The organism is Hymenobacter sp. M1-2, from assembly GCF_057808495.1.
In genome coordinates, this window is the sequence record NZ_JBTYZO010000002.1 from 223,164 (window position 1) to 236,012 (window position 12,849).

Below are 12,849 nucleotides of genomic sequence, written 5' to 3' on the forward strand. Positions count from 1 at the left end.
ACACGATGGATAAGTATTTTGTCGTCATGGGTGCTCAACTCAAATGCGACCAAGGCAAGACCAACAGCGCGTTTGTGGCCATCAACCCGATGTGGGACATTGATGGCAAGTTTGTAGGCCGGCAGACCGATTTTATTCCCCTGCTCAACATTCTGCCATTTGGGCCACAGTGTACGCTGCTTACGGCCGCCGCCGGTGGTGTCGTCGTACCCTGTATGCCCTTCCCCCTGCCTTGGCAAGGCGTGCACACACAAGGACAAGGAATGCTGTTGCCGGTGCTGCTGGATTCCTCTACTTGTCGCTGTACTTTCGGTGGCGGAATCTCTGTGGTTAATCCCGGTCAGAACATAGTCAGCTATGACGGACCTGTGGCCCCTGTGCCGCCCACGCCATCTGTACCTAGCAACATTGTAATTTATCGGCCGCAAGAGGGAATTACGGCCGCGGAAACCCAGCTCAACAGCCCTGCTACGCTGCCAGCCAATACGCAGTTTCTGGTTGGCAATTACCTCTATGTCACCGATGCTCATGGTAAGGTAGTACAGGCGAAAGGCGTCTTGCCCCCACCACCCTCCACCGGGCAACGGGAAGACTACGCTCAGCAGCAATCAGTACGCTACAAGGACGGCTGGCCTAATCCGAACTACGTTAAAGACACGCGCACCAAACAGCAAAAGATACTGCCTAAGCCTGGTGCACCCAATCCGCACTACGTACCTGACTCGCGCCTACCTAATCAAAAGCTGGAATTTGTGGATGATGGTGGCCATATCTTCGGCACTCGCTTTGGTGGCACTGGCCTGCACATCAACTACGTGCCCATGCACCGAAAGCAGAACCAGTCGCAGGCGCACCCCAATGATGACAACTGGTTTGCTATGGAAGAACGACAAGCAAGAGCGTTAGAAGCAGGCGACCATGTGTACGTGGAATACGACTTTGAATATCCACCCGAGGAGCCTGGAACGCAAAAGTATGGCGGTTATAAAAGAACAGCTAAGCGTGATTTCTCTATGCGTCCCACTACCCTGCATACAAAAGTTTGGACTGAAGGAGACTTACGGATAAATCCCTTGCCTAACGCATGACCGAAACGCTAACTGCCGCCGATGTGTATGCTTGGCTCAGCCAAGCCATCTTGACCAATCTTCCTTTCACAGAAGGACGAGCGCTCCTGCGCATTGAACGACAAACTAACGGGGGACAGGACTATTCAGGAGTTTATGTACCGGAGACTGGATACACTACCGGGTTATTGACTGTAGGCCTTCCTCCGGGCACCCCAGCGGTAGTAGAACAGTTATATCGCCTCACTACCCAGGGTGGCAACAATGAGTGGAATCTGCTCTACTTCACGCTCATGACGGGTGGGGGCTTTGAAGTGGATTTTATTTTAGATGAGGATATAGTAGCCGGACAAGCCTCCCTCCAACGTACCAGAACCAAGCCCGAAGCCCAGCGGCGGGAGGGCTACCGGGCTTTGCAGCAGGAGCTGTCGCAGGCACGTAGCTCCCGGCTATACACTATCATTAGTCAACGCTTGCCGGCACTAGCGGCTTCTATTTTACCTACTTGGCAGCAGATCACCTTACGAATCGAGCGTCAGAACGCGGGTATTTTCAGGTTGCGTGGCTTTGCACAAGACAATGACATTGCCGAAGCCGAAGAGATTAATGTAGTACAGGATTGGGGGTTGGTCAAGGCGTTCTACGAGTTGAGCGCAGACGTCAATCTGCCTCGATGGAATAAGGTTGAGTGGACCGTATTGTTGGAAGGCACTTACTCTATCATTTTTGACTGGGATGTTATGCGAAATCCGCGGATTCCGCCCAATGTGGTCTTCCCTTACACCCGTGAGGGGCATTGGCAAGAGCCTGTATCTAATTCATGATGGCAACGGAGACTGCAGCCGAAGTGTATGCCTTTCTCGGGGCGGCGATTTTAGAGAAACTACCCTTTCAGGACGGGCGGGCATTGCTACGAGTTGAGCGTGAAGGCGAGGGAGGAACCCAGAGCTACGAAGGCATCTATGTAACGGAGGCAGGACAATCTATGAGCTTGCCCTTGTTACGCGACGATAAGGTCACCGCCATTGAGCAACTGCACCGCATCACGACGCAAGGAGGCAACAACGAGTGGAACCTGCTTTATTTCACGCTCATGCTGGGTGGAGCCTTTGAGGTCGATTTCGTGCTGGACGAGAATGCCATAACGGCCCGCAATTTTCTTGAGCGTACCCGCACTATGCCCGACGCCAAGCGGCGGGAGGGTTATCGGGCTCTGCAGCGCGAACTTTCACATGCCCGTGCGACTCAACTCTACATCAGCATCAGCCAACGCTTACCTGCGTTGACAGCCGGGCTCTTGCCATCCTGGCAACGCTTGGTGCTGCGCATTTCACGTTGGAACGAGGATACCTTCAAACTCGAAGGCTTTGCCTACCCTAGCCTGTTGGACGAGGAGGTAGAGCAATTCAACGTCACCCAGGACTGGGCTTTGGTCAAACAATTCTACGAACTTAGCATTCTGGGCTATATACCTGATTGGAACAGAGCTGAGTGGACTGTTATGCCAAATGGCACCTATTTCATTGTGTTCGACTGGGACGTAAACGCTGACCCGTCCAAGCCAGATAATGTCACCTTCCCTTACACCCGCGAAGGTCATTGGCAATAGCTAGGCTAGCCACGCCACAACGCTTATGCACAAGGCCTATCTCGCCACCGATTCTCCAGCCGATTCGCCCGTTTTAGTGCTCGGTGATGGCACTGTGCAGGAAGTATCCGCCCAGGTGTGGTATGTCTACGAAATCCAGACGGCCACTAGTAGCTACTATGCTCAGGGTACGGGCTTGCCCGCCACGTCCGAGCATTTCACCGCGTGGCTGGAGGGCCTGCCGCCTCGCCGCCGGGCTGCCTGCGCCGCCAACGGGTGGCCCGCCGCCCGCGACCACCCCAGCTTTCGGCGCTACGTGCTGGAACAACACGGCTTTTCGCTGTACGCTCATTTCCAGGCTCATTTGTCGCCGGGCGCGTTTGCCTACTGGCAGCAAGGCGGCGGCGACTGGCAGTCGGCCCTGGATCCAAATCAGGAGGCCCCCTTGTCCATCCCCGGTCACCCACTTTTCTTGTAGCCTCGGCTGGCCTCTGGCCTGTTCTTTATCGTCGTTTTCCTTGCCTATGCTCCCTCTACACGAACTCTACAGTCAACACGCCGCCCTTTCGCTGGAAAAGCAACTCGCCCTGGGTGAAATTATCGGCGACCGGGATTTCTCCTTCGATGCCACCGCTGGCACGCTCGGCTTCGGCGATGATCTGGCCTTCCCCATGCAGGTGCTTGGTTCCGTCTCGCGCCAAAGCAGCACCTGGCTCTGGGCCTGGGCCGGCTCCCAGCCGCTGCCCAAGCAGCTGCTCCAGGCCGCGCAGCAACTCAAGGCGTTGGGGACATCACAAGGCATCAGCGAGCTCTATGAAGAGGGGTTCGACATCATCTCCCCACCGGCGCCGGTCGAGTCACTGCTCGACATGCACCAGCGGCTGACCAGTATCGGTCACTCGCAGGAGCCGCTCGATGGGCACCTCATCGCCATGCTGGCCGCCGGCATCTGTGAAGCCGATGCGTATTACGGAGCCGATTACGGCCGCGGCATAGCCTACGTGCTACTGCCACAGGTGCCCGGCACGGAGGCCCACCGCCGCGATGCTCCCGCCGCGATGGCCGCCATCTTTGCCGAGCTGCTGCAGCTGCCTTACCCACTTGATCACCGGGCAGCATTCGGGTCGTATGTGCAGCAGAAGGGCTACACGGCCGAAACCAACGGGCGGCAAGTGCGCGGTACTAAAGACGACCGCACGATCACCGCTACATTCGATGGTGACGGCCGCCTGATAGCTCTGAAGGCTGACGAGACAGCTATAGCGCTGTAATGAACGACACCACTTAGCTTACTAACGTTAAGGTAAGGAGCAAGAGAGTCCATTCATGTGCGATACTTGTAGGGACTAGTTGTCTAAGTTCTCTATGGTCACTGAGTATTCTGGTTTGCTAGGCTGCTTGTAGCTTATTGCTAAAATAATCGTGTATTCCGGAGTAGCGTACTCAGAAAAGCGATATTCACCTATGTTCCAAGACTTTGTTCTTTGAAGCTTCAGTAGGCCTATACGTTCCGCGAACACCTTATAGTGCTCATAAGTACGTGTGATATACTTTAAAGATTTTGTGTCTCCATCCTGCATAGAGTAGATAAAAGTCGACTGCGGGCTTTCCCAGTGACTGACTGTTCCGCCAGCCTGTCCGTCACCTTTGCTGATGAGTTTCCAGCCCATCTCTTGTAGCGACTTGCCCAGAACGCTTTGTTCTTTCTTGTACAAGTCAATTAAGGTTCCCAGCGAGAGTTGCTGAGCTTGAACAGCAACTCCTAGCAGGCTCAATATGACAGTGAGTAGCAATGAATTCATAGTAGTAAATTCTTTAGATACTTATGCAATAACACAATCATAGCAGAAACGGCGAGCAACAAGATCCCAAACCTAGTTAAATGGCAAGGGTAATGTTGAATAAGTTGCCAAAATTTAACCCAAAAGCCTAACGTGGTGGCATGCGTTTCTGTTTGGCGGGGCATATGGAAAAGATACACCTTCCCCCCACACCTGCTAACTTCTACGAAGTTGCTCTGCTACTTGGCATAATTGGTCCCAATCTTACTTGGTGGTATGTGCTGCTATTGCTGACTGCCTTTGCCGCTCACCTTGCCCAAGTATGGCTTCGTAGCCGATAACTGAATTGTCAGCCTTTGCGATCCACACATTGTTGGGACATAGCCTGAAGATGAAAACGGCCACTCAATGAGTGGCCGTTTTTATTACTCACCTGGGTCAGGTAGGCCGCTTTTTCTTCTCCTTGCGTACCCCCTTGAAAGGTTCGCCGTCTTCCTTTACATCCAGGAAGCGTCCGGTATCCGTGTCCCGTTTCACGTATTGCTCCGTCACCGGATTGTAGGTCTGGGAGCGTTTGCGCACGGCTCCTTTGCGGGCGTTATCGCCAGTAGGTTTGTTGGTTGCCATCAGTTGAAAAGGTAAAAGTGAAAAGAAGAGAAAAAGCTATAGCGAAGTCGCTCCCCCGCGGCCAGAACCAGCCACAGGCTGCGCTGGCCCTGCATCCGGGTCCACGGCCACCGACGAGACGGCCGCCGCGACGCTGCCGGCCAGCACCAGATATCCGCCCACCGTTACCACGGCTGCCGGCAGCGCCACCGGTGCTGCTGCGATAATGCCGCCCACCACCGCTAGGGCCGCCCCAATCGTGCGCACCTTCCGAAAGAACCGGGGCGTCGGCAGCCTTACCCGGTCCCAAACTGTTAAGTTCTTGTCCATAGTTGAAAAAAGGTTGAGTGAAAAACGGGCCGCCACCCGGCGGCCCGGATGACTTAGGCCCCCGCGGAGCCATTATGTTGTTCCAGCCGGGCCAGTATTCGGTCGGCCCACCGGTTGCGCTCCACTTGCTCCTTATAGGTGTCCGACAGGTTGCGCGTGCGTTCTTCCACCAGCGCCATCGTCTTGTCGATGTGGCCCAGCCGCTCGGTGAGCTTGAGCACCAGCTCGGTCATCTGCTGACGCAGGGTCTCGCGCTGCTCCAGGTTTTCGGTGCGCAGCCGCTCAATGTCCAGCCGCATCTCGTCGCGCAGCTTGGCCTCCCGCGCCACCGCCAATACATGATACTCGTCTACGCGCAGGGTCAACGCTTCCGACTTCTGCTCGTTCGTGCGGCAGGTAGCTTTCAGCGTTTCCACGTCGCGCCAACTCTTGACAAAGTACAGCAGCACCGCCACTGCGCCGCCAACCACTGACGAGACCACGCCCCAGTTATCCACCACCGGATTAGCCACGGCCCGACCCTCCTTTCTGGGCGGTCAGCAGCTCGAAATGCGGCCGGTCCTTGAACGTGGCCCAATCCCCGCCCCACACCACCCGCGCATCGGCCGCCTTCATCAACCGGGCAAACTTGCTCAGCAGCAGCCCCAACCACGACACCGACCCATCCGCCAGCAGAAACGCCACGTCCAGCGCCGGGGTAGGGGAGAGGTTATGCTTCGACTGCCCTCCCCGCTTGTCGGTCACAATCGGCCCCGGCTTCGTGCGCCCTTGCGCATACAGTTCGTTCTGCCGAGCCGGCGTCCGATAGCATTCCGTAATAATGGGTCGACCTGCCAGCTGCAGTACCGGGTCATCCATCCAACGGCCCAACGCCTCACTATAAGCGGCGGCTAGGGCAGGCACCGCTTGCTTAAGCCGAGCCGCTTGCGTTTGCCGTTGGGTATCGGTCAACCGAACAACCTTACGTAGACCAGAGTTTTTTGCAGCTACTGTCATACTTAGCAATACGTTGCATTGTTGAATAATGCACAAATATGCGTTATATTCTCATATAAAGAAATTAATAGTTCTGTTATCATTGTCTCGTATTTTGCATTATTCAGGGCGCGTCCCTGCGGGTCAGGCTGTCCAGGGCTCCGCTTCGCTTCGGTGCTGACGCACTGGCTCCTGCGTCACCACCCTTCCCATCCTTCGCGCATTTCTTCTGACCCCAGGTGCGTCAGCAGCGTCTAACCACCCAGCGCCAGCTGCCCAGGCCCTGAAAACGGGCCCCAGCAGCCGGCTACCGCCCCACGCAGGACGACAGGCCGCGCCCCAAAAAGCGCCGCCTGTCGTCCTGCTCACCGCTCGTTCCACGCTCCGGCTCGGCACTGTTTCCTTTGCTTAGTTCACCGCACCAGTGCCCAGCCTCCGCTACCGACTGCCTACCGCCCCGGCCGGCCTTCCGTTGGTCGGCCCGCCTCTGCCGCCCACGATAAGGTGCCTTCGGCGAGTATCCAGTGGGGGCGTCCCCCCAAGCCCCCCGTGTCATGCTCCGCGCTGCTCTGCATTGCTTCGGGCTCCGCAGCCTAAAACGGCTGCTACTCCCTCATAAGGTGCCCTTCGGGCCGGCTTATTGGGGGCGCTCAGGCCGCCCCCCAAGCCCCCGGCCGAGGCATGTAAGGCAGGCAGCAGCCCGCCGGCTTGGTGTGCCGCTCGCCGCATCTATAGCCCCAGCGTGGTGCTGGGCGGCTGGGCAGCCAGCCACTCGCAGCGCCGTCCCAGCCGGGCCGCAGCGCGTGCGGCGCTTAGCGTGCCCCGGCTTTGGCCGTCCCAGCATATCAGCACCAAGCCCGCTCGCTGCACTATGGCCGCGTTGCGCACATGGGGCGCAGCCGGCCCGTGCGCGGCATAGTCCGGGCGCAGCACCAGCAGCGGCACCCCGTGCGCGCGGCACCAGTCTGCCGCCACGCTGTCCACGCCCGCCGCGCCCCCGCTCACCACTTGGGCCAGTTCGCCAGCCGCCAGCAGTTCAGCTAGCCGGGCCAGCAGGCAAGGTGCGTGCACCAATCCCCGGCTGCCCACCACTGCTACCACTTTTTGAACATTTGCCATGTATAAATATACTCTTTGTTATAATCTTTTTATGCGTTTAGTCGAAAATAATTAGCATCTTAATTTATAATAGTGTGAGTATTTTTCGTATATTTAGATAGTAGTTCGGGAAAGGCCCGGACGCTTTGCGCCAGCCAAAGGCCACGGCGGCGCAGCCCACGGCTAACATCTACAGCCCATGCTCACCGCTTTGCAGTTTTCGCAGCTCGTCACCGTTGCTTGGTCCGGTCCGGCCGCCGCCCATTTTGCCACTATCAGCCATTACGTAGCCCCAGAGGGCTACACCCGCACGCAGTACACGGCCTCTTATCACATCGGCCAAGCTTGCCACATGGGGCAGGCAGCGTGCCCCTTCCAGGCCATTTCAGCCGCCGTGCGGGCCTTTGCTGTTGCTCAGCCCGCCCCTAGCCTATTGGGGGCTCTAGCAGTAGCCTACGCCGCCCAGGCCTTGGCTGCAGCGGCTCAGGAGCTGGCCGGCGCGCCTCTGCGCCGCCCCGGCTTCGCCTTCCGCTGCCTTCGTCACCGTTGCGCCCGCCTTCGGTATGCGTAGCGCCCAGCTCACCGCGCCAGCCGCTTCCCTTTGGGAGGCGGCCCCGGCCCTGGGTGTGCGCCAGCAGTTGGCCCGCACTCAAGCCGTTTTGTTTGATGCTCGTTCGGCCCTCTACGCCATGCGCGACGAGTATTCACGCCAGCCCGCCCGCTTTGCCCGCATCCGCGCCGCCATTGTGCGGTACCGGCAGGCTCGCGCCGCCTATAAGGCCGCTACCGAGGCCTTCCATACTAGCCCGGAAGGGGCGCAGCTGCAACGCTTACGCCTGTACTATGCCCGCTGGTAACGTTACGCAGGCGGGCCGTTGGCATACGGCCTGCCTGTACGCTGGCAACAATGGTTGGGCCGTAGTGCGCGATGTGGCCCAGCCCGGCACTACGCCCGGCGGCCCCGGCTACTACCAGCAGCAGGCCGCTCCCGGCGCCTACGCCACCCACGAGCAGGCCCAGGCCGCCGCCGATGCGCTGAACGCTGCCTCGCTCATCATTCGCTTACGCCCGGCCGACCGCTACGGTCTGCTCCCAGCCCCGGCCGAGGACTACCATCCCCACCCCTGGGAACTGTCATAACCTGCCACCGGCCCGCGCTGCCTCCAGCGCGGGCCCCCACAACCCCAGCACCGTGGCCCACACGCACACGACATCTCGCCGCCTCAAAGTGGCCCTGTATTACCGCCGCCTGCATCCCACGCTGTCTACTACCTCACTGCTCGTGCTGCGCGGCAATTGGCTGGCCCAAGCCGGCTTCGTGCCCGGTGCTACGGCCGTGGTAGAGGTAGAACCCGGCCGGCTCATCATCACTGCCAAGTAATTCTCTCATCGGCCCGCGCCGGACTAGGCGCGGGCCCTAACCTTCCAGCCGCTATGCCCGCTACCGCTACTACCTACCAGCCCCATCTGCTCGACCCGCACAGCGCCGAGCCCCAACCCATCCGTCCGCGCAATGGCCGCAGCTTCAAACTGGCCGAATTGTACGAACTGCTCGATTGTCGAACGGTAGATGTGGTGCGCCTCACGGATGAGTTGATTTTGATAATTGACGACGAAGGTAAGTTCCGCAACCCCGCTTACCTGAATCTACTGGCTACCTACCTGTGGTACCAGTACCAGCCGGAGGCGCGCGGCAAAGACAGCATTGTGGGCCGCGTCATTCTGTGCCACGATAAGCAGTTCCGCTAAGCCATGCAGGCCCCCACGTTCCGCGCCTGGGTGCGGCCCTGCCCGCGCTTCGGCTTTGTCTGGCAGTTGCGCCAGCCCTGCTACTCAACTACTGCCAACGGCGAGCGGCCTACCAGGGCCGCCGCCATGCGCGAGGCCATCCACGACGCCCGCCACTTCCAAACCGTCCACGAGGAGCCGGAAGAAGGTGGCGAGTCCTTCCACGAGCCGCCGCCCGCTTGGGCACCCGAAGGCTTCTACGACGATACCGACTACTAACGGCCACCGGGGGTCGGGCCGACAACTGGCCCCCATTCACTTCTTCCTCTTTTTCCTCTTACTCCCTATGGCTAAGAAAAACGCCACCCCCCCCATTGCCACGCCCGCCGTGCTCGACCCCACCACCGCCCCCGCCGAAGTTCGGCCGTCCTATCTGCTGGATAGGGTAGATGAGGCCACCGGCGAGGTGCAGCAGATTTCCCGCTTCAAGTACCTGCCTGGCCACCCGCGCCAAGTGCGTTTCGACGCCAAAGCCGGCCAGTTCAACATCAACGGTGTTACCCCGCTGGGCAACTCGCTCCGCTTCATACCGCTGGCTTGGCGCATCTTCCAGGACGACATCTTAAACATGGGCCGCAAGCTGTGGGCCGAGCTGTTCTATGCCGACGAGAAGGGCGCCATCTGCGCCGTGCTGTTCCACGGCTATTCGGTGGAGAACCTGTACCGCCTCATCGAACCGCTGTTTTACGACGACCTGACTCTGGCCGATGTGGTAGTAAAGGTGCAGGCCAGCAAGAAAGAAACGACCAAAGAGGGCAAGAAAGCCACCTACTACATTGCCGAGTTCAGCTACGAAGCAGCCGACCCGGCCGAGGTGCAGGCCCGCCGCGAGTTTGCCCAGGACTTCCCCATTTGGCGTGAGGAAACCTACACCGGCGCGGCTGACGTGCGCATCCAGCACGGCTACCAGAAACCAAAGGCCGAAGCCGCGTCGCTCGATCTGCCGGAAGGAGAAAACCCAGCCGCCCCAATCACGGAAACCGCTCAAGCTGCCTAAAGACACACTGGCCCCCGACCCTATACGGAAGGGGGCCTTACTTCTCGACTCATGTTCACTGATTTACAAGCTCACCCCGATTTAACCCAGGCCCAGCACCGCAGCCTGCCCCACGTCAGCAACACCGACCTGTCCGACCTCAAAGCCCAGATAATTGGCCAGCTACGCACCCCCAGCCCGGCTGCCCTGGCCTACGGCACCGCCTTTCACGCCGCCACCCTGGAGCCCGCCACCTACGCCCGCACCGATGAAAAATGCCCGTGGGAGCAGTTAGAGCAGCTGGCCCGCCATGTGCGTCGCCAACGCTACTGCCGCGACCTGCTCTACCGCGGTACCCCCGAGCTAACGCACACCGCCATCCACACCGCGACCAGTGTGCCCGTGAAGGTGCGGCCGGACCTGCTCGTGCGCAGTCCCGCCGGCCGCCGCCTCACCCTCATCGACTTCAAAACCACCAGCTGCCGCGACCGAACCCACTTCCTGGCCACCATTGAGCAGTACGACTACGACCGGCAGGCGGCTTTCTACCTCGACGCACTTCAAGCCGACCGCTTCCTCATCATTGGGGTGCAGAAGAAGGCCCCGCACGAGCTCTGGACAGTGGAGATAAGTGCTAATCTTATGCTTATGGCGCAGGGACGTAAAAAGTACGCTGCCCTATTACGCCACTACGCCCGCCAGTCAGCCCCTCAATTGCCCACGCCCTGCTTCAGGCAGGCAGCCTAGTCTACTCACCGGCCCGCTAGTGAAGCGGGCCGGTCCCTTTTTTCAGTAGCTTCACCCCCGTAAACTATCCGACTCATGCCATTCTCTACCGAAAGCCACGCCCGTACCATCGCTGCCCGCTCCCTGGCTCAGCTCAACACCCTGACCAAGTACCCGTCTATCCTCACGCTCCATGCCCTTGGCGACCGGGGCCGTCTCACAACCACCTTCACGACGCCTGCTGTATTCGACCAGCCTCTGACGGCCACCGAGAAGATAGACGGCACCAGCGCCCGCCTACTGGTCTTTGCCGATGGCTCCTATCTAGTAGGCTCCCGCGAAAACCTACTCACCGTCAGCGGCGACTTCTTATTTGACCCAGCCGTGGGCATTGTGGAGGGGCTTCGCCGCCTCGTGTTCCCACAGTTCGCCGACGAGCAAGGCCACCTGCCGCGGCTGGCTCATGGGGCCGCCACTGGCCAGCCGGCTCCGCTTACCGTCCTTTTCGGCGAGTTCTACGGGGGTAAGGTCACCGGCAATTCCAAACAGTACGGCCCGCCCGAGCAGGTTGGGTTCCGGGTCTTCGATGTTGCTGTCTTCCCGGATGCCGCTGCTCTAGCCATCCAACTCCAGGCCGACATCCGTGACTTATCTATCTGGCGCGAGTCTGAAACGCCAACCGGCATTCGCTATGGCCAACCGTTCCTTTCCGAAACCGAGTTGGCCATTTACCTCACCCACGTCGGCTTGCCCGCCGTGCCGCCGTTGCCTGCTTACACCCTCTCCGCCGCCGAATCCACGCATGAGGGCGTCTTAACGTGGTTACGCCACCATATACCGCTCACCCACGCCGCCCTACTCGGCCAAGCTACTCCCGGCCGCGCAGAAGGAGCCATCCTGCGTACCGCTGACCGCTCCGCACTGGTCAAAATCCGCTTTGAGGACTACGAGCGCACCCTCAACCAGCGCGGCAAAGGGTAATATCAACGTTGCCCATTCACAAAAGTCAAGCCCGGCAATTCTCTCAACAGCATGGTGAGAATTGCCGGGCTCTTTCATTCAATCGTTTAAAAAACCGCTCTTGCCTAGTATGGCCCGCATCTATAATATACACTTTAACAGCTAGCGAAGGAGGTAGCGCAACCCCGCACCCATGCGAAGCCGCATCCTCACCCACTCTCCTCAAGACTTTTCAGCCGGCGCTGAAGCATCTCCAGTGGCTCGCGGTGAGACCGATAGATAGTCGTGGTGATTTCGTGGGATAGCCACTCGTGGGCTTCCACCGAATACCCGCAGACATACACCGTTTCGATGGCCAAAGGCGAATTGGGGCGTCTTTCGCTGAGCAGGTGGTGCAGAATATCTTCCCGGCGGCTCATCCGGTCCAGGTAGGGTAATACATGGGCCTGAAGATCCTGGGTTACCACTTGCGCCAGAAGTTGCGGCTCCGTCGCGTCCGTCAGCTCGTACCAGACGTCGGCCCCCAGCTTTTTTAGCGCACTAATGCGTTTTCGGATGAGACAATCCGGCTCCAGGAATCGCTCGTTCGTGGTGCGCCCGGTCCACAGACGCTCCGCTTCGGGCAGGTAGAGTCCGGTATTCAGCGTAAAAGTGAGGGTATGTCGGTCGCTATACTGGCTCTTTTGGACGTTGACGATCTTGCCCCAGCCGGTAGGGTCGTACCAGCGAAAATTGCTGCCCGTTTTTTGGTAGCCCCGCTGCTTAAACGGAGGCCAGAGCACGTCTCGAATCAGAGCATCAAATCGTGTCTGAACAATGGTCTTCGTCATATCCTACATAGAAAGGCTGACGCTTAAGCACCCTGGTACAAGCTGGAAAAGGTCATTACATTGTTCAGGAAAACGGAGGGTAAGGTATATGTTTGTATAAATGTATAATCTCCAATCAATACCG

General features: G+C 58.8%; 21 protein-coding genes. 14 read left to right on the plus strand and 7 right to left on the minus strand.

Annotation, left to right across the window (positions count from 1 at the left end; all coding sequences use genetic code 11):
• The first annotated feature begins 5 nt into the window (after positions 1–5).
• Genes ACYSMN_RS02975 through ACYSMN_RS02995 form a run of 5 tightly spaced genes read left to right on the plus strand, consistent with a single transcriptional unit; the run spans position 6 to position 3,926 of the window.
• Positions 6–1,088, plus strand: coding sequence for a PAAR-like protein (locus ACYSMN_RS02975; protein ID WP_488922353.1), 1,083 nt, complete (start codon positions 6–8; stop codon positions 1,086–1,088).
• Positions 1,085–1,891 carry a hypothetical protein gene (locus ACYSMN_RS02980; protein ID WP_488922354.1) on the plus strand — a complete coding sequence of 269 codons (807 nt, stop codon included), beginning with the start codon at positions 1,085–1,087 and terminating at the stop codon, positions 1,889–1,891. The genes ACYSMN_RS02975 and ACYSMN_RS02980 overlap by 4 nt, the downstream gene beginning before the upstream one ends.
• Positions 1,888–2,676: a hypothetical protein gene (locus ACYSMN_RS02985; protein ID WP_488922355.1), complete on the plus strand. Its 789-nt coding sequence runs from the start codon at positions 1,888–1,890 to the stop codon at positions 2,674–2,676. Before ACYSMN_RS02980 ends, ACYSMN_RS02985 begins: the two co-directional genes overlap by 4 nt.
• A gap of 25 nt (positions 2,677–2,701) precedes the next feature.
• Positions 2,702–3,133 (plus strand): hypothetical protein, encoded by a 432-nt coding sequence (locus tag ACYSMN_RS02990; RefSeq protein WP_488922356.1) that lies wholly within the window; start codon positions 2,702–2,704, stop codon positions 3,131–3,133.
• A gap of 46 nt (positions 3,134–3,179) precedes the next feature.
• Positions 3,180–3,926, plus strand: coding sequence for a DUF6882 domain-containing protein (locus tag ACYSMN_RS02995; protein WP_488922357.1), 747 nt, complete (start codon positions 3,180–3,182; stop codon positions 3,924–3,926).
• Between the two features lie 75 nt (positions 3,927–4,001).
• Here ACYSMN_RS02995 and ACYSMN_RS03000 read toward each other — a convergent pair whose 3' ends face one another.
• The 6 genes from ACYSMN_RS03000 to ACYSMN_RS03025 all read right to left on the minus strand — a co-directional run bounded on the left by ACYSMN_RS03000 (position 4,002) and on the right by ACYSMN_RS03025 (position 7,466).
• A complete protein-coding gene (locus ACYSMN_RS03000; RefSeq protein WP_488922358.1) occupies positions 4,002–4,457 on the minus strand; it encodes a hypothetical protein in 456 nt (151 codons plus the stop codon).
• A gap of 417 nt (positions 4,458–4,874) precedes the next feature.
• Positions 4,875–5,063, minus strand: coding sequence for a hypothetical protein (locus ACYSMN_RS03005; protein ID WP_488922359.1), 189 nt, complete (start codon positions 5,061–5,063; stop codon positions 4,875–4,877).
• Positions 5,064–5,099: 36 nt separating this feature from the next.
• Positions 5,100–5,372 carry a hypothetical protein gene (locus ACYSMN_RS03010; RefSeq protein ID WP_488922360.1) on the minus strand — a complete coding sequence of 91 codons (273 nt, stop codon included), beginning with the start codon at positions 5,370–5,372 and terminating at the stop codon, positions 5,100–5,102.
• Positions 5,373–5,425: 53 nt separating this feature from the next.
• A complete protein-coding gene (locus tag ACYSMN_RS03015) occupies positions 5,426–5,884 on the minus strand; it encodes a hypothetical protein (protein WP_488922361.1) in 459 nt (152 codons plus the stop codon).
• On the minus strand, positions 5,877–6,323 hold the full coding sequence (locus ACYSMN_RS03020; protein ID WP_488922362.1) for a M15 family metallopeptidase: 447 nt from the start codon (positions 6,321–6,323) through the stop codon (positions 5,877–5,879). Before ACYSMN_RS03020 ends, ACYSMN_RS03015 begins: the two co-directional genes overlap by 8 nt.
• 753 nt (positions 6,324–7,076) lie before the next feature.
• Positions 7,077–7,466 carry an SLOG family protein gene (locus ACYSMN_RS03025; RefSeq protein WP_488922363.1) on the minus strand — a complete coding sequence of 130 codons (390 nt, stop codon included), beginning with the start codon at positions 7,464–7,466 and terminating at the stop codon, positions 7,077–7,079.
• 178 nt (positions 7,467–7,644) lie between these two features.
• Between ACYSMN_RS03025 and ACYSMN_RS03030 the strand changes: the two genes are divergently transcribed.
• From ACYSMN_RS03030 to ACYSMN_RS03070, 9 genes are all read left to right on the plus strand, one after another.
• Entirely contained in the window at positions 7,645–8,016 is a 372-nt protein-coding gene (locus tag ACYSMN_RS03030) for a hypothetical protein (RefSeq protein ID WP_488922364.1), read from the plus strand.
• Positions 8,009–8,302: a hypothetical protein gene (locus ACYSMN_RS03035; RefSeq protein WP_488922365.1), complete on the plus strand. Its 294-nt coding sequence runs from the start codon at positions 8,009–8,011 to the stop codon at positions 8,300–8,302. Before ACYSMN_RS03030 ends, ACYSMN_RS03035 begins: the two co-directional genes overlap by 8 nt.
• On the plus strand, positions 8,289–8,585 hold the full coding sequence (locus ACYSMN_RS03040; RefSeq protein ID WP_488922366.1) for a hypothetical protein: 297 nt from the start codon (positions 8,289–8,291) through the stop codon (positions 8,583–8,585). The genes ACYSMN_RS03035 and ACYSMN_RS03040 overlap by 14 nt, the downstream gene beginning before the upstream one ends.
• A 52-nt stretch (positions 8,586–8,637) precedes the next feature.
• On the plus strand, positions 8,638–8,826 hold the full coding sequence (locus ACYSMN_RS03045; protein WP_488922367.1) for a SymE family type I addiction module toxin: 189 nt from the start codon (positions 8,638–8,640) through the stop codon (positions 8,824–8,826).
• Positions 8,827–8,879: 53 nt separating this feature from the next.
• Positions 8,880–9,194 (plus strand): DUF3846 domain-containing protein, encoded by a 315-nt coding sequence (locus tag ACYSMN_RS03050; protein ID WP_488922368.1) that lies wholly within the window; start codon positions 8,880–8,882, stop codon positions 9,192–9,194.
• A gap of 3 nt (positions 9,195–9,197) precedes the next feature.
• Positions 9,198–9,452, plus strand: coding sequence for a hypothetical protein (locus ACYSMN_RS03055; protein ID WP_488922369.1), 255 nt, complete (start codon positions 9,198–9,200; stop codon positions 9,450–9,452).
• Between the two features lie 67 nt (positions 9,453–9,519).
• On the plus strand, positions 9,520–10,230 hold the full coding sequence (locus ACYSMN_RS03060) for a hypothetical protein (RefSeq protein WP_488922370.1): 711 nt from the start codon (positions 9,520–9,522) through the stop codon (positions 10,228–10,230).
• A 51-nt stretch (positions 10,231–10,281) separates the two neighbouring features.
• On the plus strand, positions 10,282–10,956 hold the full coding sequence (locus ACYSMN_RS03065; RefSeq protein ID WP_488922371.1) for a PD-(D/E)XK nuclease-like domain-containing protein: 675 nt from the start codon (positions 10,282–10,284) through the stop codon (positions 10,954–10,956).
• A 75-nt stretch (positions 10,957–11,031) separates the two neighbouring features.
• On the plus strand, positions 11,032–11,916 hold the full coding sequence (locus ACYSMN_RS03070) for an RNA ligase family protein (protein WP_488922372.1): 885 nt from the start codon (positions 11,032–11,034) through the stop codon (positions 11,914–11,916).
• Positions 11,917–12,104: 188 nt separating this feature from the next.
• Here the strand turns inward: ACYSMN_RS03070 and ACYSMN_RS03075 are convergent, their stop codons facing one another.
• Positions 12,105–12,725 (minus strand): DUF4304 domain-containing protein, encoded by a 621-nt coding sequence (locus ACYSMN_RS03075; RefSeq protein WP_488922373.1) that lies wholly within the window; start codon positions 12,723–12,725, stop codon positions 12,105–12,107.
• Between the last annotated feature and the right edge of the window lie 124 nt (positions 12,726–12,849).

What these genes read in the sequence shown, in the direction of transcription:
- ACYSMN_RS02975 (WP_488922353.1), top strand. Translation starts at nt 6, where the DNA reads ATGGATAAGTATTTTGTCGTCATGGGTGCTCAACTCAAATGCGACCAA.
- ACYSMN_RS02980 (WP_488922354.1), top strand. Translation starts at nt 1,085, where the DNA reads ATGACCGAAACGCTAACTGCCGCCGATGTGTATGCTTGGCTCAGCCAA.
- ACYSMN_RS02985 (WP_488922355.1), top strand. Translation starts at nt 1,888, where the DNA reads ATGATGGCAACGGAGACTGCAGCCGAAGTGTATGCCTTTCTCGGGGCG.
- ACYSMN_RS02990 (WP_488922356.1), top strand. Translation starts at nt 2,702, where the DNA reads ATGCACAAGGCCTATCTCGCCACCGATTCTCCAGCCGATTCGCCCGTT.
- ACYSMN_RS02995 (WP_488922357.1), top strand. Translation starts at nt 3,180, where the DNA reads ATGCTCCCTCTACACGAACTCTACAGTCAACACGCCGCCCTTTCGCTG.
- ACYSMN_RS03000 (WP_488922358.1), bottom strand. Translation starts at nt 4,457, where the DNA reads ATGAATTCATTGCTACTCACTGTCATATTGAGCCTGCTAGGAGTTGCT.
- ACYSMN_RS03005 (WP_488922359.1), bottom strand. Translation starts at nt 5,063, where the DNA reads ATGGCAACCAACAAACCTACTGGCGATAACGCCCGCAAAGGAGCCGTG.
- ACYSMN_RS03010 (WP_488922360.1), bottom strand. Translation starts at nt 5,372, where the DNA reads ATGGACAAGAACTTAACAGTTTGGGACCGGGTAAGGCTGCCGACGCCC.
- ACYSMN_RS03025 (WP_488922363.1), bottom strand. Translation starts at nt 7,466, where the DNA reads ATGGCAAATGTTCAAAAAGTGGTAGCAGTGGTGGGCAGCCGGGGATTG.
- ACYSMN_RS03030 (WP_488922364.1), top strand. Translation starts at nt 7,645, where the DNA reads ATGCTCACCGCTTTGCAGTTTTCGCAGCTCGTCACCGTTGCTTGGTCC.
- ACYSMN_RS03035 (WP_488922365.1), top strand. Translation starts at nt 8,009, where the DNA reads ATGCGTAGCGCCCAGCTCACCGCGCCAGCCGCTTCCCTTTGGGAGGCG.
- ACYSMN_RS03040 (WP_488922366.1), top strand. Translation starts at nt 8,289, where the DNA reads ATGCCCGCTGGTAACGTTACGCAGGCGGGCCGTTGGCATACGGCCTGC.
- ACYSMN_RS03050 (WP_488922368.1), top strand. Translation starts at nt 8,880, where the DNA reads ATGCCCGCTACCGCTACTACCTACCAGCCCCATCTGCTCGACCCGCAC.
- ACYSMN_RS03055 (WP_488922369.1), top strand. Translation starts at nt 9,198, where the DNA reads ATGCAGGCCCCCACGTTCCGCGCCTGGGTGCGGCCCTGCCCGCGCTTC.
- ACYSMN_RS03060 (WP_488922370.1), top strand. Translation starts at nt 9,520, where the DNA reads ATGGCTAAGAAAAACGCCACCCCCCCCATTGCCACGCCCGCCGTGCTC.
- ACYSMN_RS03065 (WP_488922371.1), top strand. Translation starts at nt 10,282, where the DNA reads ATGTTCACTGATTTACAAGCTCACCCCGATTTAACCCAGGCCCAGCAC.
- ACYSMN_RS03070 (WP_488922372.1), top strand. Translation starts at nt 11,032, where the DNA reads ATGCCATTCTCTACCGAAAGCCACGCCCGTACCATCGCTGCCCGCTCC.
- ACYSMN_RS03075 (WP_488922373.1), bottom strand. Translation starts at nt 12,725, where the DNA reads ATGACGAAGACCATTGTTCAGACACGATTTGATGCTCTGATTCGAGAC.